The 19863-nt window shown below is 69.4% G+C and carries 17 protein-coding genes; 12 read left to right on the top strand and 5 right to left on the bottom strand.

The annotated features are described in order from the left end of the window. The first annotated feature begins 243 nt into the window (after positions 1 to 243). The 5 genes from MKK75_RS31480 (at position 244) to MKK75_RS31460 (ending at position 4143) form a co-directional block, all read left to right on the top strand. Positions 244 to 639, top strand: coding sequence for a DUF3307 domain-containing protein (locus MKK75_RS31480; protein WP_244046404.1), 396 nt, complete (start codon positions 244 to 246; stop codon positions 637 to 639). 228 nt (positions 640 to 867) lie between these two features. Beyond that, positions 868 to 1470 (top strand): TetR/AcrR family transcriptional regulator, encoded by a 603-nt coding sequence (locus MKK75_RS31475; RefSeq protein ID WP_244046403.1) that lies wholly within the window; start codon positions 868 to 870, stop codon positions 1468 to 1470. Between the two features lie 133 nt (positions 1471 to 1603). After that, the gene (locus MKK75_RS31470) at positions 1604 to 1834 is read left to right on the top strand and encodes a hypothetical protein (RefSeq protein ID WP_244046402.1); all 231 of its coding nucleotides are present in this window, start codon (positions 1604 to 1606) and stop codon (positions 1832 to 1834) included. A gap of 99 nt (positions 1835 to 1933) precedes the next feature. After that, positions 1934 to 2617 carry a type 1 glutamine amidotransferase domain-containing protein gene (locus tag MKK75_RS31465; RefSeq protein WP_244046528.1) on the top strand — a complete coding sequence of 228 codons (684 nt, stop codon included), beginning with the start codon at positions 1934 to 1936 and terminating at the stop codon, positions 2615 to 2617. Positions 2618 to 2733: 116 nt separating this feature from the next. Further along, positions 2734 to 4143 carry an amidase gene (locus MKK75_RS31460; protein ID WP_244046401.1) on the top strand — a complete coding sequence of 470 codons (1410 nt, stop codon included), beginning with the start codon at positions 2734 to 2736 and terminating at the stop codon, positions 4141 to 4143. Between the two features lie 303 nt (positions 4144 to 4446). Here MKK75_RS31460 and MKK75_RS31455 read toward each other — a convergent pair whose 3' ends face one another. Continuing rightward, positions 4447 to 6690: a cyclic nucleotide-binding domain-containing protein gene (locus MKK75_RS31455; protein WP_244046400.1), complete on the bottom strand. Its 2244-nt coding sequence runs from the start codon at positions 6688 to 6690 to the stop codon at positions 4447 to 4449. Between the two features lie 845 nt (positions 6691 to 7535). On the opposite strand from MKK75_RS31455, the gene uvrA reads away from it, so the two are divergent. The 7 genes from uvrA to MKK75_RS31420 all read left to right on the top strand — a co-directional run bounded on the left by uvrA (position 7536) and on the right by MKK75_RS31420 (position 17391). Further along, positions 7536 to 10700, top strand: a complete 3165-nt coding sequence (gene uvrA / locus MKK75_RS31450) for an excinuclease ABC subunit UvrA (RefSeq protein ID WP_244046399.1) — start codon at positions 7536 to 7538, stop codon at positions 10698 to 10700. Positions 10701 to 11461: 761 nt separating this feature from the next. Continuing rightward, positions 11462 to 12487 carry a transporter gene (locus tag MKK75_RS31445; RefSeq protein ID WP_244046398.1) on the top strand — a complete coding sequence of 342 codons (1026 nt, stop codon included), beginning with the start codon at positions 11462 to 11464 and terminating at the stop codon, positions 12485 to 12487. 210 nt (positions 12488 to 12697) lie between these two features. After that, a complete protein-coding gene (locus MKK75_RS31440) occupies positions 12698 to 13672 on the top strand; it encodes a S1C family serine protease (protein ID WP_244046397.1) in 975 nt (324 codons plus the stop codon). A gap of 154 nt (positions 13673 to 13826) precedes the next feature. After that, complete coding sequence (locus MKK75_RS31435; protein WP_244046396.1) at positions 13827 to 14093, top strand: GCG_CRPN prefix-to-repeats domain-containing protein; 267 nt, start codon at positions 13827 to 13829, stop codon at positions 14091 to 14093. 269 nt (positions 14094 to 14362) lie between these two features. Further along, positions 14363 to 14509 (top strand): DUF1127 domain-containing protein, encoded by a 147-nt coding sequence (locus MKK75_RS31430; RefSeq protein ID WP_091717789.1) that lies wholly within the window; start codon positions 14363 to 14365, stop codon positions 14507 to 14509. Positions 14510 to 14584: 75 nt separating this feature from the next. After that, entirely contained in the window at positions 14585 to 16006 is a 1422-nt protein-coding gene (gene trmFO / locus MKK75_RS31425; RefSeq protein ID WP_244046395.1) for a methylenetetrahydrofolate--tRNA-(uracil(54)-C(5))-methyltransferase (FADH(2)-oxidizing) TrmFO, read from the top strand. A gap of 182 nt (positions 16007 to 16188) precedes the next feature. Further along, positions 16189 to 17391, top strand: coding sequence for a Zn-dependent hydrolase (locus MKK75_RS31420; RefSeq protein WP_244046394.1), 1203 nt, complete (start codon positions 16189 to 16191; stop codon positions 17389 to 17391). 410 nt (positions 17392 to 17801) lie between these two features. On the opposite strand, the gene MKK75_RS31415 is transcribed toward MKK75_RS31420, so the two are convergent. From MKK75_RS31415 to MKK75_RS31400, 4 genes are all read right to left on the bottom strand, one after another. Then, positions 17802 to 18008 carry a hypothetical protein gene (locus MKK75_RS31415; protein ID WP_244046393.1) on the bottom strand — a complete coding sequence of 69 codons (207 nt, stop codon included), beginning with the start codon at positions 18006 to 18008 and terminating at the stop codon, positions 17802 to 17804. 702 nt (positions 18009 to 18710) lie between these two features. Beyond that, a complete protein-coding gene (locus tag MKK75_RS31410) occupies positions 18711 to 18899 on the bottom strand; it encodes a hypothetical protein (protein ID WP_244046392.1) in 189 nt (62 codons plus the stop codon). Next, entirely contained in the window at positions 18890 to 19390 is a 501-nt protein-coding gene (locus MKK75_RS31405) for a hypothetical protein (protein WP_244046391.1), read from the bottom strand. The genes MKK75_RS31410 and MKK75_RS31405 overlap by 10 nt, the downstream gene beginning before the upstream one ends. Next, on the bottom strand, positions 19381 to 19758 hold the full coding sequence (locus tag MKK75_RS31400; RefSeq protein WP_244046390.1) for a hypothetical protein: 378 nt from the start codon (positions 19756 to 19758) through the stop codon (positions 19381 to 19383). The genes MKK75_RS31405 and MKK75_RS31400 overlap by 10 nt, the downstream gene beginning before the upstream one ends. Positions 19759 to 19863 lie beyond the last annotated feature (105 nt).

The raw sequence follows: 19863 nt of genomic DNA, 5'->3' as shown, positions 1-19863 counted from the left end.
CACAGGATCGATACAACAATGTTTATCTTCCGGAATTGGAACGGTTAAAATATGGATCTTACCATCGCGTGCGATCATGATTTGTCTTGGATGATGTTTCTATCGTGTAGAACATTGAGCGAATGCTGATTTCGATCAGGGGCGGGTTCGACGCGCGTCGATCCACGGCGCGCCGGGATGCGGGCGGCGGTGTATGCTGGAGCGCCGCGATTCGACGCGCGCGACAGGAGAACCAGCCCGGCGATGCCGTCCTTCGACACGCCCGTTTCGGTCGGCGCCTTCGCGCTGCTGTTCCTCGCCTTCGCGGTGAAGCAGCTCGGGGCGGATTTCCTGCTTCAGACCACCTGGATGGCGCGCGGCAAGGACCGGGCCTCCGCCTGGATCCTCCCGCTCTGCGCCCATACCGGCCTGCACGGCCTGGGCACGCTGCTGATCGCGCTGCCGGTCAAGCCGGCCCTGTGGTGGCTGGCGCTGGTGGATTTCGCCGTTCACACGGTGATCGACCGCGGCAAGGGCCTGATCGGCCGGCGCACGCACTTCCCGCCCACCGACACCCGATTCTGGTGGCTGATCGGCATCGACCAGTTCCTCCACCAGGTGACCCATATCGGGCTGGCGGCGGTCCTGGCAGCGGGCTGACGAGAGGGGGGCGTCTCGGGTCTGATCCTGACCGGCCGTTGACGGGTTTCGACCCGAGTTGATCGAAGCGGGCGATGCGCGCACGTCTCGAATGCCGACACCAGCGGTGCGACGTGCCTCGGCGACGGTCGTAGGCCGTGAAGTGCCGCGCGTAGTCCCGTGCTCCCCAGGGCGAAAAAATGCGAAACGCCCCTAGACGACCGGTCTAATCCGGTCTATCTCTGCGCCATGGCACGCGTCACCGCACATACCGACACCCGCCAGGGGATCCTCGACACCGCCTACGGCCTCGTCGGCGCGAAGGGGTTCTCAGGGGTCGGACTCAACGAGATCCTGACCTCGGCCGGCGTGCCGAAGGGGTCGTTCTATCACTACTTCGGCTCCAAGGAGGCTTTCGGCGAGGCCCTCCTGGCGGACTACTTCGAAAGCTATCTCGCCGACCTCGACACGACGCTGGCCGAACCGGGGCTCAGCCATGCCGAGCGCCTGATGAACTACTGGCGCAAATGGCAGGCCACGCAAGGGAGCATCGACTACCAGCGCAAGTGCCTCGCGGTGAAGCTTGCGGCGGAGGTCTCGGACCTGTCCGAGGCGATGCGCCTCGCCCTCAAGGCCGGCACCGCCGCGATCATAGAACGGCTGTCGCGATCCATCGCGGCGGGCGCGGCGGAGGGTTCGCTCAAGGTCGGGAGCGAACCGCATACAGCCGCCGAGGATCTGTATCACGTCTGGCTCGGTGCGAGCCTGATGGCCAAGATCGTCCGAACCGACGCACCGTTCGAGGCTGCGATCGGGACGACCCGGCGCATCCTCGGCCTCGCGTCGCACTGATCCACCTTCGTTTCGACCTTGCCCAGGACGGCTTCTTATAACGCCAAAACTTGAGACGACCGGTCTACTTTAGGCGAACGTGAACTGCCTCCCTCTGGCCGGCGGGGGAACAGAACCCAAACGGAGAAAACCCATGTCCCAGCACACGCAGACCCCGGTAGCCGCAGCCCTCACCGTAGCCGGGCTGATGACGGTCCTGACCGCGTCGGAAGCGACGGCACAGGAGCGGATCACCCTGGAGACGATCGGCGCAGTCCGCATGGCGCGGTTCGAGGAGGTCCGCGGCGCGACCCCCCAGCCCCGTCCCGCGCAAGCGACGCCGACGCGCGATCAGGCGGCGGGACGCACCGCGAAGGCGCGATAGGGCCGGCCCGCCCGACCCAGCCGGCGCCGAAAGCGGCCCCGGCGGGCCACCCGAACCTCAAGACTTTCCGCCCCCAACCGAAAGACCCGGAGACCAATGATGAAGATCCTGATGGTGCTGACCTCGCACGACCGGCTCGGCGACACCGGCCGCAAGACCGGCTTCTGGCTGGAGGAACTCGCGGCCCCCTACTACGTGTTCAAGGATGCCGGTGCGGAGGTGGCCCTGGTCTCGCCCGAGGGCGGCCGCCCGCCCCTTGATCCGAAGAGCGCCGAGCCGAGCTTCCAGACCGACGCGACGCACCGCTTCGAAGCCGACGCGGCCGCCATGGCGATGCTGGCCGAGACGGGCCGGCTCGATGCTGTCGGCCACGAAGGCTTCGACGCGGTGTTCTATCCCGGTGGGCACGGGCCCCTCTGGGACCTCGCCGTAGATCCGGCCTCGATCAGGCTGATCGAGGCGACGCTCGGCGCCGGCAAGCCCCTCGCCTTGGTCTGTCACGCACCCGGCGTCCTGCGCCATGCCAAGGCGGCCGACGGGAGGCCCTTGGTCGAAGGCCGGCACGTCACCGGCTTCACGAACACCGAGGAAGAGGCCGTCGGCCTCACCCAGGTGGTTCCGTTCCTGGTTGAGGACGAGCTCAAGCGGAACGGCGGCCTCTACGCCAAGGGTGCCGACTGGGGACCCTTCGTCGTGACGGACGGCCTGCTCATCACCGGCCAGAACCCGGCCTCCTCCGGGCCCGCCGCCGAGCGTCTCGTCGCGCACCTCGCGAACCGCTGAGGACGCGGGTGCCCTCGGCGGCGCCCGCACCCGACCGCCTGCCCACAACCCATGATCGTCGCCCGGCCCAGCCAGGGCGATCCGCCCGCATCGGCGACCTCACAGGATCCCAGCCCATGACCATCGACATCGTCTTCTCGGACGCGACCCGACTCGCCGAATTGATCCGCACGCGGCAGGTCTCTCCGGTGGAGGTCGTGCAAGCGCACCTCGATCGCATCGAGGCCGTCGACCCCAAGGTCAACGCCATCGTCACCGTCGCCGAAGGGGCGCTCGCCGCCGCGAAGGAAGCCGAGGCGGCCGTCATGGCGGGCAGGGACCTCGGACCGCTCCATGGCGTGCCCTTCACCGTGAAGGACTCCATCGACACCGCCGGCGTGATGACCCAGCGCGGCTCGCCCATCTTCAGGGGCCGCACACCCGATACCGATGCGACCAGCGTGGCGCGCTTGAAGAAGGCCGGCGGCATCCTGCTCGCCAAGACGAACCTTCCCGAGTTCTCCTACTGGATCGAGAGCGACAACCTGCTGTCCGGCCGCTCGAACAACCCGTGGGACCTGGAGCGCACCCCGGGCGGATCGAGCGGCGGCGAGTCGGCGGCCATCGCGGCCGGCATGTCGCCGCTGGGCCTCGGGACCGACCTCGCCATTTCGGTGCGCGGTCCGGCCGCCCAGACCGGCATCGTCTCGCTGAAGGCCACCCACGGGCGCGTGCCGATGACGGGCATCTGGCCGCGGGCGCCGCGCCGCTTCTGGCACGTCGGCCCGATGGCGCGCTCGATCCGCGACCTCGCGCTCGCCTTCTTGCAATTGGCCGGCCCCGATGGACTGGACGCCTTCGCGACCAGCACCGTCCCGTTCGACGCCGGTATCGGCGCCGCGCCGGACCGCAAGCTCCGCGTCGGCTGGATGATCGGGCCAGGCTTCGGGCCCATCGACACGGCGGTCGCCGCGACAGTGCGCGCGGCGGCCGAGGCCCTCAAGGGCGAGGGTCACGCCGTGGAGGAGGTGCGCATCCCGGCGCTGGAGCGCGACTTCGCCCTCGACGTGTTCAACAAGCTCCACGTCATGGAGATGAAGCCCGCCTTCCGAGAGGCGATCGCGGGCCGTCCCGAGGATGAGATCTACAAGATGGCGCGGACCATGCTGTCGCTGCCCGACACGTCGATGGCGGACTACGTCGCGGCCGAGCAGGCGGCGGAGCGGCTCCGGGACGGCTATGCCGCCTACTTCCGGGACTACGACGTGCTCCTGACCCCGGTGCTGCCCGTCCCGGCGCACCGGCACGGCATCCAGGACCTCGTCGTCAACGGCGAGACCGTCGACCTGACCTACCTGCAGGGCGCGACTGTGCCCCTCAACGTGACGGGCCTGCCGGGCCTGTCGATGCGCTTTGGGACGAGCCGCGAGGGTTTGCCAATCAACGTGCAGGTGGTGGGCAGCTGGCAGGCGGAGACCACGATCCTGCACGCCGCCTCGGTTCTGGAGCGCGTGAGCCCTGTCCGCGGCCTACGCGCAAGCCTCTGACAGGAGGGAACCGGCCGGGGAGCGCCACGCGGATCCCGGCCTTGGGCGGATGTCGAAAGGCTGAACGAGAAGCGGCCCGGCCAACCCGAGCGTCCCGAGCGAATGTTTTTCGAGGCCGGACTGTCGGAGATCCACCCAGAACGGGCTTCACAAGAAGAACCCGATCGCGCTCACCCTCCGGGCCGGCCGCGAAACCATGACGTTCGGGTCTGCGGTGCGAACCCGCGGCCCGTGGAGGACCTGTGCGGAGGAAACCTTTGCTTGGCCGCGGCCGCGCCCCGGACCCTGAAACCGGGACGCCGCTCAGTGCAGCTCGACCTCGAGCAGCCGGTTCGTGTCGGTGAGCTTGCCGGCCAGTTCCAGGATCAGGAAGCGCTGGACATGCAGCGCGAGGTCGGGCCGCGCCCGCTCCATGCGGGCGAGGCCGTCGCGGTCGATGCCGACCACCCGGCAGGGGCGCTCGGCCACGGCCGTGGCGGTCCGCTCGCCGCCCTGCGCCAGGGCGACCTCGCCGATCACCGTGCCCGCCGTGGTGGTGCGCAGGCGCATGTGGGGCCGCCCCGGCACCGCGATCTCGATCGCGACGAGGCCCTGTTCGAGGAAGTACAGCGCGTCGGCCGCCGCGCCCTGGCGCATCAGCACGGCGCCGGCCTCCAGGTCGCGGACGGTCACGTAGGGCGCGATGTCGCCGGGCTCGATCGTGCAGCCCAGCTGGTCCGACAGGTGCCGGGCGAAGGGCGCGGCCGCGCCGGCTTCGGAGATTCCCGCCTCCGCCAGCAGCGTCGCCTCCGCGTCCCGCAGGGCCTCGTCGAGGGTCGGCAGGACACGGATCCGCGGCCCGGCGGTGAGGCCGTTGCGCGTGAACTGCCGGAGCATCGTCGGCCCGGGATGGGCGAGCAGCACGTCGAAGCCGCGCGCCTCGGCGAGCTGCCCGATCTTGCGGAACGCCACGAGGGCCGAGCTGTCGAGGCCGACGCAGTCGCGGAAATCCAGGATCAGCACCCGCAGGGTCCCGGCCTCCGCGGCGACCCGCCGGTGGATCGCCTGGCCGTTGAGGAAGAACAGGAAGCCCTGCAGCGTGTAGATCCGCGTGCGGGTTCCGGCCTCGCGCAACCGGGCGGCGGTGTCGGGGTCGCGGATGATGCTGCTGCGCCGCTCCGCCCCGGACAGCGCCCGGCGGATGGTCGGAACTTGCGCGTACTGGACCGCGAAGATCAGCATCGCCATCAGGACGCCGGTCAGGAAGCCCACCGTCGCCCCGAACAGGGCGGTGGCCGCGCACACGCAGGCCGCCACCGCGACCTCCCAGGGCAGCAGGGTCCGGTGGGCCCGGGAGAGGTTGAGGAGGTGCCCGAGCGCGATGGCGATCAGGGCGCCGCCGGCCAGCGGGCGCGGCAGCAGGCCGAGCGCGCCTGCGCCGAACAGCAGCAGGGCCGCCGTGACGGCCAGCGTCAGCCACCGGCCGAGCCACTGCCCGCCGCCGATATTGTGCAGGTACAGCGTCGAGGTCCGGTCGAAACCCATCACGGGGCTGCCGAACAGGCTGCCGAGGACGTTCGCCCAGCCCGAGGCGACGAAGATCCGGTCGATGTCGAACGCGCGCCGCAGGTCCAGCTCGACGCTGACGACGTAGAGGATCTGGATGATGACCGCGACCAGGATCTCGGTGGCGATCTTGGGCAGGACCGGCAGGAGCAGGGCGGGGTCGAGGCCCGAGAGGCTTCCGATCGCGGGGGCGCGCAGCAGCGGGCCCGGCGGCAGCGGGTCGATCAGCCAGCCGGCCGCCTGCGCGGCGGCGGTGTCGAGGCCCCGCACGGACAATCCGAGATGCACCAGCGCGAAGCTCGCGATGACGATCGCCGGGAAGGTGCTCCAGTGCGGGAAGCGCCGGGGCAGCGTGAAGGCGCAGAACCCGATGCCGAGCGTCAGGGCGATGCGCCCGAGCGTGCCGGGCTCGAGCAGGCCGGAGGCCGGCGCCCCCGGGTCGAACAGGCCGGACACGACCGCGACCGCGTCGTCGATATGGGCGCCGATCTGCACGCCGCTGCGCACGAGCAGCAGGCCGACGCCGGCGAGGAAGCCGGTCAGGATCGGGTAGGGCAGCAGCTGCATCACCAGCGACGCGCGCAGGGTGCCGAGCGACACGAAGACGAGGCCGGTCAGCAGGGTCACCGCGCCGCAGGCGAGCAGGACGATCGGGCCGACCGCGTCGGGGTCGGTCACGCCCGCCGCGTGCAGCTGCCCGGCGACCGTGGCGGCGATCGCCGCCTGCACGATCGCCGCCGCCCCGAAGTACGACAGGGAGATCACCAGGTCCCGCTTGAGCACCGCGAAGACGAGGCCGCCCAGGACGTAGGCCGCGAGCATCGCCGCCAGCCCGGCGGTCCGGTTCTCGGCGAGCGGGCCGGAGAAGATGAGCTGCGAGTAGACGATGAGATCGAGCACGACCATCATGGTGGCCACGCAGCCGCCCAGGATCGTCCGCGACACGCGCGCCGACGCCGCGCGCACCGCGCTTCCGGCTGAGATCGTGTCGGTGGTGGTCATCGGCGCGGGATCCGGATCTACGAAGCTCCGACGGGGCCGGGACGACAGGTCTTGCACGGCCGTGCGGGACCGGTGGAATCGGGCTTATCTGAACTAGCGCCTCGCCATGGCGGCCGCACGCTTAAAATTTCGTGATGCGTGCGGGAGAAGGTCAGACCTTGCTGTCGCCTCACGGGGGCAAAGTCTGACGGTGCTTCGGCGAAGCCTGCTTCAGATCCGGACGGCGCGTGGAGGTCGCCGTCAACATCGTACCGTCAACTGTCAGGAGATCGCCGTAAGGAGTATTGCGCTCTGCGGGCTATGGGCGACACAGATCCGATACCGCGCCCGGCGGAGGATTGCCGCCGCGCCTTCGCGCGGACGAACCGCGATCAGGCAGGCGCATCAAGGTTCGGTGTGCGGCATGCGGGCTGCGACGGCGCGCGGCGGCCCCCGCTCCCCGCGTGCGGGACGCGGGCGGGCGGATCCGGAAGAGCCTCGTCCTGACGAGCCCCCGCGCGCTGGCGTAAGCGCCCTGCTTGATCCGCGCCTCGACCGGATCGGGCAGAGAAACGGGCGTGGCCGCCGTGGGGCCGAGGATCACGGGATCGAGCATCCGCGTTCTTCACGGACGCTCCCATGCTCTCGGTTCGCCGATGGCCTGATCCACCGTTGCATCGGACGGTTGCCGCCGTACGCGTTTCGTTCTAGCAAAGGCGGCGCATGACGGGCCTGCGTCCCGCCGGCCGCATCTTGCCGCGGGCCCCCTCGGGCTCGACATGAGCCGGAGCGGCGGCTGGCCCGCGCGCGAATCCGATCCGGAATCCGATTCGACTTCGTCGACGCCTCGAAAGACCGCCGCCCCCATGGCCAAAGCCCAAGCTGGAAGTCGTGCCGCAAGCCGCGCCGGCGCCGCCCAAGCCGCACCGAACGCCGCCGCCGAAGCGCCTTCCAAGACGGCTCCGAAGGCCCCCGCGACCGCCAAGGCCCCCGCGACCGCCAAGGCGCCCCAGTCCAAGGCGCCCCAGTCCGAGACGCCCCGATCCAAGCCGGCCCGCGCGAAATCCGCCTCCTCCGGTGCCCGGACCGAGGCCGCCGTCGATGCCAGGCTGGAGGCCCTGTTCGACGCCGCCCCGGTCCCCATCGAGGACCGGCGTGTGATCGCGGTCCGCGGCGCCCGTGAGCACAATCTCAAGAACGTCGACCTGACCATCCCGCGGGACAAGCTCGTGGTGTTCACCGGGCTCTCGGGCTCGGGCAAGTCGTCGCTCGCCTTCGACACGATCTACGCCGAGGGGCAGCGCCGCTACGTCGAGTCGCTCTCGGCCTATGCCCGCCAGTTCCTGGAGATGATGTCGAAGCCCGATGTCGACCAGATCGACGGGCTGTCGCCGGCGATCTCGATCGAGCAGAAGACCACCTCCAAGAATCCCCGCTCCACCGTGGGGACGGTCACCGAGATCTACGACTACATGCGCCTGCTCTGGGCGCGGGTCGGCATTCCCTACTCCCCCGCCACCGGCCTGCCGATCGAGAGCCAGACCGTCCAGCAGATGGTCGACCGGGTGCTGGAATTGCCGGAGAAGACCCGGCTCTACCTGCTCGCCCCGGTGGTCCGCGGGCGCAAGGGCGAATACCGAAAGGAAATCGCTGAGTACCAAAAGAAGGGTTTTCAGCGGCTGCGGGTGAACGGCGAATATTACGCCATCGACGACGTGCCCAAGCTCGACAAGAAGTTCAAGCACGACATCGACGTGGTCGTCGACCGGATCGTGGTCCGGGCCGATATCGGCTCCCGGCTGGCGGACTCCTTCGAGACCGCGCTGGAACTCGCCGACGGCATCGCGGAGGTCGTGTTCGCGGACGCCCCCGAGGGCGAGGCGCCCCGGACCATCACCTTCTCGTCGCGTTTCGCCTGTCCGGTCTCGGGCTTCACCATCGCGGAGATCGAGCCGCGGCTGTTCTCGTTCAACAACCCGTTCGGCGCCTGCCCGACCTGCAGCGGCATCGGCCACGAGATGCGGATCGACCCCGAGCTGGTGATCTCGGACCCCGGCTTGAGCCTGAAGCGCGGCGCGGTCGGCCCCTGGGCGAAGTCGACCTCGCCCTATTACGGCCAGACCCTCGACGCGCTGGCCGAGCATTTCGGCTTCAAGACCGGCGTCCCCTGGCAGAGCCTGTCGGAGGCGGCCCGCGCCGTCGTGCTGTACGGCTCGGGGAAACAGTCGATCCGCTTCGCCTACGATGACGGGTTGCGCAAATACACGGTCAACAAGCCGTTCGAGGGCGTCATCCCGAACCTGGAGCGCCGCTACAAGGAGAGCGATTCCGACGCCGTCCGGGAGGAGATCGGGCGCTTCATGAGCGAGACGCCCTGCGCCGCCTGCGGCGGCAAGCGGCTGAAGCCCGAGGCGCTGGCCGTGAAGGTCGCCATGGCGGACATTGCCGATGTCACGGCCCTGTCGGTGAGCGAGGCGCATCGCTGGTTCTCGGAGCTGCCGGAGAAGCTGACGGCGAAGCAGAACGAGATCGCGGTCCGTATCTTAAAAGAAATCCGCGACCGGCTGAGCTTCCTGGTCGATGTCGGCCTCGAATACCTGACGCTCGCCCGCGGCTCCGGCTCGCTCTCGGGCGGCGAGAGCCAGCGCATCCGGCTGGCCTCGCAGATCGGCTCCGGGCTGACCGGCGTGCTCTACGTGCTGGACGAGCCCTCGATCGGCCTGCACCAGCGCGACAACGAGCGGCTGCTCGGCACGCTCAAGCGCCTGCGCGACCTCGGCAACTCGGTGATCGTGGTCGAGCACGACGAGGACGCGATCCTGCAGGCCGATTACGTGGTCGATGTCGGCCCGGGCGCCGGGATCCACGGCGGCGAGATCATCGCGCAGGGGACACCCGCGGAGGTGCTGGCGAATCCCGCCTCGCTCACCGCGAAATACCTCACGGGCGAGATGGCGGTCCGAACCCCGACCGCGCGTCGAAAAGGCCGGAAGGGCAAGCTCGGGCTGTTCGGGGCGCGGGGCAACAACCTCAAGGACGTGGATGTCGAGATCCCGCTCGGCACCTTCACGTGCATCACCGGGGTCTCGGGCGGCGGCAAGTCGACCCTGGTGATCGACACGCTCTACAAGGCCGTCGCGAAAAAGCTGAACGGCGCCCTGGAGCACCCGGCCCCCTACGGGCGGCTGGAGGGGCTGGAGCACCTCGACAAGGTCATCGACATCGACCAGTCGCCGATCGGGCGCACCCCGCGCTCGAACCCCGCCACCTATATCGGCGCGTTCACGCCGATCCGCGACTGGTTCGCGGGCCTGCCGGAGGCCAAGGCGCGGGGCTACCAGCCGGGGCGCTTCTCGTTCAACGTCAAGGGCGGGCGCTGCGAGGCCTGCTCGGGCGACGGCGTCATCAAGATCGAGATGCACTTCCTGCCGGACGTCTACGTCACCTGCGACGTCTGCAAGGGCAAGCGCTACGACCGCGAGACCCTGGAGGTGAAGTACCGGGGCAAGTCGATCGCCGACGTGCTCGATTCCACCGTCGAGGAGGCGGCCGAGCTGTTCAAGGCGGTGCCGGCGATCCGCGACAAGCTCGAGACCCTGAAGCGGGTCGGCCTGCACTACGTCCATGTCGGCCAGCAGGCCACCACCCTGTCGGGGGGCGAGGCGCAGCGGGTGAAGCTCTCCAAGGAGCTGTCGAAGCGCGCCACCGGCCGCACCCTCTACATCCTCGACGAGCCGACCACCGGCCTGCACTTCCACGACGTCGCCAAGCTGATGGAGGTGCTCCACGAGCTGGTCGACCAGGGCAACACCGTCGTGGTGATCGAGCACAACCTCGAAGTGATCAAGACCGCCGACTGGGTGATCGACATGGGCCCCGAGGGCGGCGACGGCGGCGGCCGGCTGGTGGCGCAGGGCACCCCGGAGGAGATCGCCCGCTCCAGGGCCAGCCATACCGGCCGGTTCCTGCGCGAAGTGCTGGCGCGGCGCCCGGCACCGCAAACCGCCACCCGCCGCAGCGCCGCCGAGTAGCCGGACGAGCGCCGGTCCGGGCGGGCGCCATCCCCCCTCTGCTGCGGGCTACGGGCGACACAGGTCGACGCCGCGAAAGGTTCGGCCGCCGGCGGCACGTAGGGGCGCGGGTCCCCGCTCCCGCCCGGGAGAGGGGGCGTGTCGCGCTCCGTCACCGCCGGCGTGTCTCAAAGCTGGAGCCCGCAGCTCTGCGGCAGAGGCAGGGCCCGCAGCGGACCCGAAGCCCCATATCCGTCGACTCCGACCGACCGGGACAGGGGCGGCACGCGGCAATTTTTGCCGGGATCCGAGCTGGGATCGGCCTCCGCCGGCGGTGATTCGAGTCTCCGGGCGACCGTCCGGCCCGGTCGCGGACCCGTCCGGATGCCGCTTTCGCGTCGATCCGGACCGCTGCGCCCCGACCGGCCTCCTACCCGATCACCCGCCGGGGTTTGCCGGATTCTCCCGCAATCGGCGGCGACAACAGCTTGACCATTCAACGATATTTTGCCGGACCGGGCGGTTTGAACCGGATTGTGGACAGTGTTGCATCGCCGCAAAAATGCGGCTTTTCGGCAACGGTTCGGCCGGTTCTAGCTTTCCAGCGAGCATTCCACTGTCTTTCCGAGGGTCTCTGTAGAATAGTCGCAGACGTTGAGACGGGCAGGCTCCGTGGGGGCGCTCGGCAGGTCCGAAGCCGGCAGCCGCAATGGGCGAGCAGACCGGCAGGGAAGTGCCGAATGCGGGACGGACGCCTTGGGACCTTGGGAAGGAATGAGACAATGATGAAGAACTGGCTCGCGGCCGGCACGGTCGTGCTCACGGTCGGCATGGCCTCGACGATCGCGCAGGCGCAGACCACGACGGTTCCGGGCGAGCAGGTCGGTCTCGCCGTCGGCGCGCCGCTGCCGGAAGGCATCTACGCCATCAACACGTTCACCTACCGCCGCACCGACGGCCGGAACGATGCCGACACGGCCGTCAACATCCCGGTCCTCGTGTGGTCGACCCCGCTGGTGCCGTTCGGCGGCCGCATCGAGCTGCTCGTGGCGCCCCCGACCGTGTTCGCCTTCACCCGCAACCCGGCGGGCACGCCCAACAAGGACATCTCGATCAACGTCGGCACCTTCGTCGGCGGCATCTGGGCCTTCGACCTCGGCAGCAACTTCGGCGTCAGCTTGCTCGGCGGCGTGTACCTGAACGACCTCGACGGCGATCGCGGCTCGCTTTATCCGGGTCCCGGAGCAAACAGCTTCACCCCCAACCCGCGCTCGCCGTACGGCGTCAGCCCGGTCGGCACGCCAGTGCTCGGCATCCTGTCCTCGAACACCTACCGCTTCGGCATCGCCGGCAGCTACACCGGTGACGGCTGGAACATCACCGGCAACCTGACCGCCAACATCTACGACTCGCCCGGTCGCTTCCCCGGCCAGGTCGGCGCCGCCATCGGCCCGCTGCGCCTCTCGGACGCCCTGAACTTCGACATCACCGCGACGAAGAAGTTCGGCAACTTCGAGATCGGCCCGGTCGCCTACGGCACCTATAACTTCGACATCAGCCAGTACAGCGCGGCAGCCAACAACCGCGGCCGCTTCGCCATCGGCGGCCTGATCGGCTACGACTTCAAGATCTTCACCGTCCAAGCCTACGTCGCCCGCGACGTCGTGACCGGCGCGACCCTCACCAACGCGTTCGGCCGCACCCGCAGCGATTACTCCACCGACGGCTGGATCCGGTTCATCGTCCCGCTGTATTCGCCGACGCCCGCCGCCTCGCCGGTCCCGGCGCCGCTGGTCCGCAAGTACTGAGACACGCGACCCGGTTCCCCGCCGCAGGGCGGGGACCGGACGCCTGCGATGGACCGCCCGGCCCCGGCCGGGCGGTCCTCTTCGTTTTCACCCCTGCGGCAATGGTGTGCGGGTCGCCCAGCATGGGTGTCGCGCGCGGCGCGAACATCCTATCTTGTCGTCTTTCGCGCACCCGGTCCCGACCAGGGTGCGGACGCACGAAGGACTCTCATGGCGACGCAGGGCGAGTGGAAGATCCCCGCGCAGGCCCAGCCGCGGCCCGCGGATTACGGCTACGACCTCGACCGGGCGCTCTCGGCGGTGCTGGCCCTGTCGGCGCGGGTGCCGGAGAGCGCCTTCACGGCCGAGACGCTGGGCACCGAGCGCGCCGGCAACGGCGTGGTGATCCGCGAGGACGGACTGGTCCTCACCATCGGCTACCTCGTGACCGAGGCCGAGAGCGTCTGGCTCACCACCCGGGACGGCCGCTCGGTCCCCGGCCACGTCCTCGGCTTCGACGCCGCCACCGGCTTCGGCCTCGTCCAGGCGCTGGGCGACCTCGGCGTGCCCGCCCTGCCCCTCGGCCGCTCGGCCGGGCTGCGGACCGGCGACCGGGCGGTGCTGGCGGGGGCGGGCGGACGGCAGCGCTGCGTCGCCGTCGAGGTGGTCGCCCGGCAGGAATTCGCCGGCTACTGGGAATACGTCCTCGACGAGGCCCTGTTCACCGCCCCCGCGCACCCGCACTGGGGCGGCACGGCGCTGATCGGACCTCAGGGGGAACTGCTCGGCATCGGCTCGCTGCAACTGCAGCAGGGCGGCTCGGGGAGCGCGCGCCCGATCAACATGGTGGTGCCCATCGACCTGCTGCCGCCGATCCTCGACGACCTCGCGACGCGCGGCCGCGCGAACCGGCCGCCGCGCCCCTGGCTCGGCCTGTTTGCCACCGAGAGCGAGGAGGGCATCGTGGTGATGGGGCTGGCCGATGGCGGCCCGGCCGAGACCGGCGGCCTCCAGGCCGGCGACGTGATCGAGGCGGTGGCCGGCGAGCCCGTGGCGGACCTCGCCGCCCTGTTCCGCAGCGTCTGGGCGCTCGGCGAGGCGGGGGTGCGGGTGCCGCTCAACATCCGCCGCGACGGGCGCGGCGTGAAGCTCGCCCTGGTCTCCGCCAACCGGGAGAAGTTCCTGCGCACGCCCTCGCTGCACTGACCCGCGCGAAATCCCGGTCGGGAAACCGCGCTGCCCGAATGCCGCCGTGAGCCTGTACCCGATACAACCTCTGGCTCAGCGTCGGTTCAGGCGGCGGAGCCGAATCTTCCTCGACCGGCTGCCGTTCCGCCGGAGGTAATGAGGAGATCCCGTCATGACGCTTCTGAGCGCACCGCGCCTGAAGGCGCTCGGTGTGGCCGCCGCGATCGCCGGCAGCCTCGGGCTTGCCGGTTCCGCCGAGGCGGCCGGGGGCTGCGGCCCCGGCTTCCATCCCAATCCCTGGGGCATCTGCCGCCCGAACTGGGGGCCCCGCCCCTACGGCGACTGGCGCCGGCCGGTCTATTACGGCGGCTACGGCTACGTGCGGCCCCGCCCCTTCTACCGGCCCTACGGCTATCACGGTCCGCGCCCGTTCTACTGAGGCGGGATCCGATCGGTCCGACGTTCAGGGCGCTCCGCCGGCCGGTGGGGCGCCCTTCGCATGTGCGGCAGGCTTTACATGCGCTTAAAGAATGACCAGCCGGAAAGGTTGCCGATATCTTAATCGCGTCATGCGATCTCTGCAGGTCTGATGCTTGACCTTTCGACTCCTGCTGCGCTGCAGCGGGCTTATATGTGCATTGCACCAACAAGAGGCACCGATGCGCATCGAAGCGCCACCGGATGCCCGAACAGAGGTCAAAGCATATCATGTCCGCCGCCCGTAGCGTCCTGAGCCGCGTCCGCGCCTATCTCCGGTACCGCGACACGGTCACCCAGCTCTCCCGCCTGTCGGATCGCGATCTGGCCGATCTCGGCATCAACCGCAGCGAGATCCGCGGCATCGCCCGCGTCTGATCCCCGACAGCGTGAAAGCCCGTCGAAGGACCGCCGCCCGTTGATCCGGGCGGCGGTCCTTCGCTATTCTCGGGTATGACACAGACCATCCACATCATCGGCGGCGGGCTCGCCGGGTCCGAGGCCGCGTGGCAGGTGGCCGAGGCCGGCCATCGCGCCGTCGTCCACGAGATGCGCCCGGTGCGCGGCACCGAGGCCCACCGGACGGACGGCCTGGCCGAGCTCGTGTGCTCGAACTCCTTCCGGTCGGACGACCCCGAGGGCAACGCCGTCGGGCTGCTGCACCAGGAGATGCGCGCCCTCGGCTCGCTGATCATGCGGGCGGCCGACGCCAATCAGGTGCCGGCCGGTGGGGCGCTGGCGGTGGACCGCGAGGGGTTTTCCGCCGCAGTCACCCGGGCGCTGGAGCAGCACCCCGACGTGACCCTCGTCCGTGGGGAGGTCGAGGGCCTGCCGCCGGAGGATTGGGGGGCCTGCATCGTCGCCACCGGACCGCTGACGGCTCCGGCACTGGCCGAGGGCATCCGCCGGCTCACCGGGGCCGAGTCCCTCGCCTTCTTCGACGCGATCGCGCCGATCGTCCACTTCGACTCGATCGACAGGGACGTGGCGTGGTTCCAGTCGCGCTACGACAAGCCGGGCCCGGGCGGCACCGGAGCCGACTACCTCAACTGCCCGATGACGCGTGAGCAGTACGCGGCCTTCGTGGACGCCCTGGTGACGGGCGAAAAGATCGGGTTCAAGCAGTGGGAGGGCACGCCCTATTTCGACGGCTGCCTGCCCATCGAGGTGATGGCCGAGCGCGGGCCCGAGACCCTGCGGCACGGCCCGATGAAGCCCGTGGGCCTCACCAACCCGCGCGATCCCCTGGTCAAGCCCTGCGCGATCGTCCAGCTGCGCCAGGACAACGCGCTCGGCACGCTCTACAACATGGTCGGCTTCCAGACGAAGCTGACCTACGCCGAGCAGGTCCGGATCTTCCGCACGATCCCCGGCCTGGAGCGGGCCGAGTTCGCCCGCCTCGGGGGGCTGCACCGGAACACCTATCTCGACAGCCCGCGCCTGCTCGACGCCACGCTGCGGCTGAAGGCCCGTCCCGCCTTGCGCTTCGCAGGCCAGATCACCGGCTGCGAGGGCTACGTGGAGAGCGCGGCGGTCGGGCTGATGGCCGGCCGCTTCGCGGTGGCCGAGGCCGCGGGGCACCCGCTCGCCCCCCTGCCCCAGACCACGGCGCTGGGCGCGCTGATCGCCCACATCACGGGCGGCCATGTCGCGGCGGATGGCGAGGCCAACGCCCCGCGCTCGTTCCAGCCGATGAACGTGAATTTCGGCCTGTTCCCCCCCCTGGCGCAGGCGCCCCGCAACGAGACCGGCCGCCGCCTGCGCGGGCCCGAGAAGGCCGCCCTCAAGAAGCGCGCGCTGACCGACCGCGCCCGGGCCGACCTCACCGCCTGGATGGCGCAGCCGGCGGACTGGCGACAGGCGGCGGCGGAGTAGCGCCAAGTCCCGGATTCAAAAGGTCCGGGACCTTTTGCGGGTACAGGGCAGCGCCCCGCTGTCGGGCTTCGCCCGCTGTCGGGGCTCTGCCCCGACACCCCGCCCAAGGGCTTGAAGCCCTTTTGAAGCCCGCACCTGCGCATGGGCCTTGCACGGCCGGCGTGCTCAGCCCCCGGGGACCCATGACCGAGATCGACACCCAAGCCTTCCTGGCCGACCTCTACGAACTGCGCGCGATCGGGCGGTTCCGCACCGGCGTCCATCGCCCGACCTTCTCGGCCGACGACATGGAATCCCGCCGCTGGCTGATGGCCAGGCTGGAGGCCTGCGGGCTGGACGCGTCCATCGACGGGATCGGCACCGTGCTCGGGCGTCATCGCGGCCCCGGCCCGCATCTGCTGGTCGGCAGCCATATCGAGACCCAGAACGAGGCCGGCTGGCTCGACGGGGCGCTGGGGGTCGTGGCCGGGGTGGCGCTGGCCCGGGCCGGGCTGCCGGTCGACGTCGTCGCCTTCGCGGACGAGGAGGGGCATTTCTCCGGCGGCTTCCTGGGCAGCCGCTCGGCGATCGGCGACCTCACCGAGGCCGAGATCGACGCCGCCCGCAACCGCACCGACGGCACGCCCCTGCGCGAGGCCCTGCAGGCTGCCGGCCTCGCCGGCCTGCCCCGGATGCGGCTCGACCCGGGGCGCTACCGCGGCTTCCTGGAGATGCATATCGAGCAGGGCACGCAGCTCGAATCGGCCGGGCTGCATCTCGGCGTGGTGAGCGGCATCGTGGCGATCTGGCAGTTCCGGATCGATTTTTCCGGCAACCAGGACCATGCGGGCGGCACCACCATGGTGGAGCGCCGGGACGCAGGCCTCTCGGCGGTGCGGCTGCTCGCGGCGATCGACCGGGCGTTCCCGAACGTCTGCGGCCCGCGCAGCACCTGGACCACGGGGCGGATCACCCTGGATCCCGGCGGCCACAGCATCATCCCGGGCCGGGCCGAGGTCTTCTTCCAGTTCCGCGACGTGTCGATGCCGGTGCTGGAGCGGATGGAGGCCTGCCTGGAGGCGCTGGTGCGCGAGTCGAACCGGCGCGAGCGCTGCCCCGCCACGCTGACGGCCCTCTCGAAGGCGATCCCCGCCCTCTGCGACCCGGACCTGATGCGTGCCCTCTCGGAGGCCGCCGAGCAGATCTGCCCGAGCGGCTGGCAGGTGATGCCCTCGGGCGCCGGCCACGACGCGCAGAACGTCGCCCGGATCCTGCCGGCCGCGATGCTGTTCGTCCCCTCGATCGGCGGCATCAGCCATCATTGGGCGGAGGATACCAGCGATGCCGACCTGGCGCTGGGGGTGCGGGCGCTCGGGGCGGCGGCCGCCCGGGTGCTGGCGGGGTGAGCGGGACCCGTCGGGGTCCCAGGGCGAGTTCTACAGCTTCAGAACAGCTTCGCGTTCTAGAGGTCGGGGTGCGCTCCCGACTCGACAATTGAATATTATGCTGAGCAGTGATCGGATGAGGCTGATACGAACGATCGGCCCGCGCAACAGGTTCTTCCTCGCTCGGCATCGTGTCCGGGGCGCTTGCAATCCATGAGCCTCGCTGTCGTCACCCCGTATTACCGCGAGGACTTGGCGGATCTGTTGTCCGCCCACATTGCCAAATTCATATTTGCACATCATGTAGTTAGCTCCAAGCACTTGGGATCTACCCACGTTTATATCTACGGCACCATCGTGGATTTAGCCGGAGAGCTACGGACTATGGTGGACTCTACCGCCCGCACCGGATGCGCTAGCAGCGTTGGTAGTCAGGCCCTTTGCGCCTTCTCAGCCCTCGCCGCCAAGATCATCTCAGCCGTGACCCGGATCATGTCGCTTCCTTCCCAGACCACATCACCCGGCTCCAGATCCTCAATGCCGTTGTACCTCCTGCGGCTCTCGGGAGAGGGACAGGCGTCGTTCTCGAACGCGTCTTCGTGGATGAGACCGGTGCCGGTTCGATAGAAGCTGGCCATCGTCTCCTCGCTGGCTGACTTGGTCTGATACGTCCGCTTCGAATGCGCGAGTGGCGTTCGTGAAGCGGAGCGGCGACTGCCTTGCTCTCAAGCGCTCGTCGTGGGCGCCGAGGCGTCCACCGTGTGTATCCTGATCCCAATCTGTCTCATCGCGGGCGTGACGCTCGCTGGCATTGCTCCGAACCGACCTGTCCGCCAAGCGATGCTTGAGACCGTTGGTGGTAGTCTGATCGTACTGGGACTCGGCCTTCTCGGAACATGCTTACCGCTGTTCCGCTAAGGCATACCGCTCGCCCCGATGCGCGAGCGGCGTTCGCTACGGACACTCCCTGCGGGAATTTAAACTATCAGTTGAATTCTTTGATCGCCGGGTTGTATCTATATTTGGCCGGTTCGCGCCGGCCTTCCACGCCCGCCCGCAGCGACATGCCCCTCAGCTGTCGACGGTGGGCGTGGATGCTGAGATCCGGCTCGGCAGTCTGAGAACGGGTTCGTTCTGCCAAAAGCGTCATCGTGTCGTGTTTGGCCCTCCGGAATCTGGCTCGGCAAAACGGAAACCGTTTCCGTTTTTCCGAAAGCGAAACCGTTTCGCATTTGCGCTCCCCTGATTCGGGGAGCGGCTGTCGTGAGGCCCGGCCAGGCTCAGAGCAGTATCCGACAACTTGTCGGAAACTCGACAGCGCGAGCGGCCGGGCCGGGGTATCAGCGGCGTGCGAGCAATCGTGCCAGCGGTTGGCCAGCGCGATCAGCGAGGCGATGGCCGAGAGCGATGCGTTCGCGAGCCCGGGTCAGGGCCGCTTCGGCGTCGTCCATCAGCATGTCGCCCCGCGCATAGTCGAGGCGGGCGAGGCGCAGTTGCGCGAGGGCGAGTAGGCCGAGGATCAGGCGCATAGCGCATCCTCCCGCGCCCACGCCGCAAAATCGTAGCCAGCCTGCTCCTCCCAGCAGTCCAACAGGTCTGCCACACGGGCCTTCCAGCCGATGGCCAGCAGAGTGGTCATGCGCTCCGTCATGAAGTCGGTGACGAGCTTGTCGACAGCATCGGTATGCTTCGCCCATGCCTCCCAGGCTTCGTGGTAGCCGTTACGGTCCCGGGCTGCCTCAGCTCGCAGCCGCCAAGCCTTCGCGGCAGGTGGATCGCCCCAACCGGGATGCTCTCCGGCAATGCGATCGCCGTCCTCGTAGAGAGCATGGGCGAACGCCTTGGCGCGTTCGATGGGTGGGATCAGCTTCCGAAGCTGCGGGATGAGCGCGAGGAACTGAACCTCGTGGTCCGGCAAACTTGCGGAGCCGGAAGGGAGGGCCATGACGGCCCCACCTGTGATTGGGGCCGCGAGGATGGCACCGAGCGCGGCGCGGCGGGTAGACGGGTTCACAGCCATGCCGAGCCCTCCCGCCAGTCGCAGCCGACCGTGCTGAGCACGAGGGCGGCGCGGGTGGACGGGAACGACACGCCGTCGCCCATCGGCTGCCCCTCGCTGTCGAGACGCAGCTTACCGCGGACACGGTGCCAGCGAAGTGCTTCGCCGTGACAGCAGTTGATGCTTTCGCTGGCGGCGCTTTCCCCCGCCATCTCACGGACAAGGCAGCTCCGCTCGAACATGAGCCAGTCGTGGTACTCGCGTAACAGGCGCGGCGTGATGGGCTCGGCCACGGCGGCCGGCGCTCCGATGAGGGCCACACTGCCGCCGATCAGCGGGAGCGTGGTGAGGCCGCGCAGGAAGCCGCGGCGATTAGCGGGAGCGGTCATTAGGCCCTCCCCCCGACCTTGCGGAAAGCTTCCGTGCGTCGCGTGTCGAGTCGCCGGGCCATGTCCAGCAGCACGATGCTGATGACGTAGATCTCCTCCGGCTCA

Source organism: Methylobacterium sp. J-030, assembly GCF_022829545.1.
Lineage (GTDB): Bacteria > Pseudomonadota > Alphaproteobacteria > Rhizobiales > Beijerinckiaceae > Methylobacterium.
The sequence above is the reverse complement of the archived record's forward strand: the minus strand, read 5'-3'. Positions and strand labels throughout refer to the sequence as shown.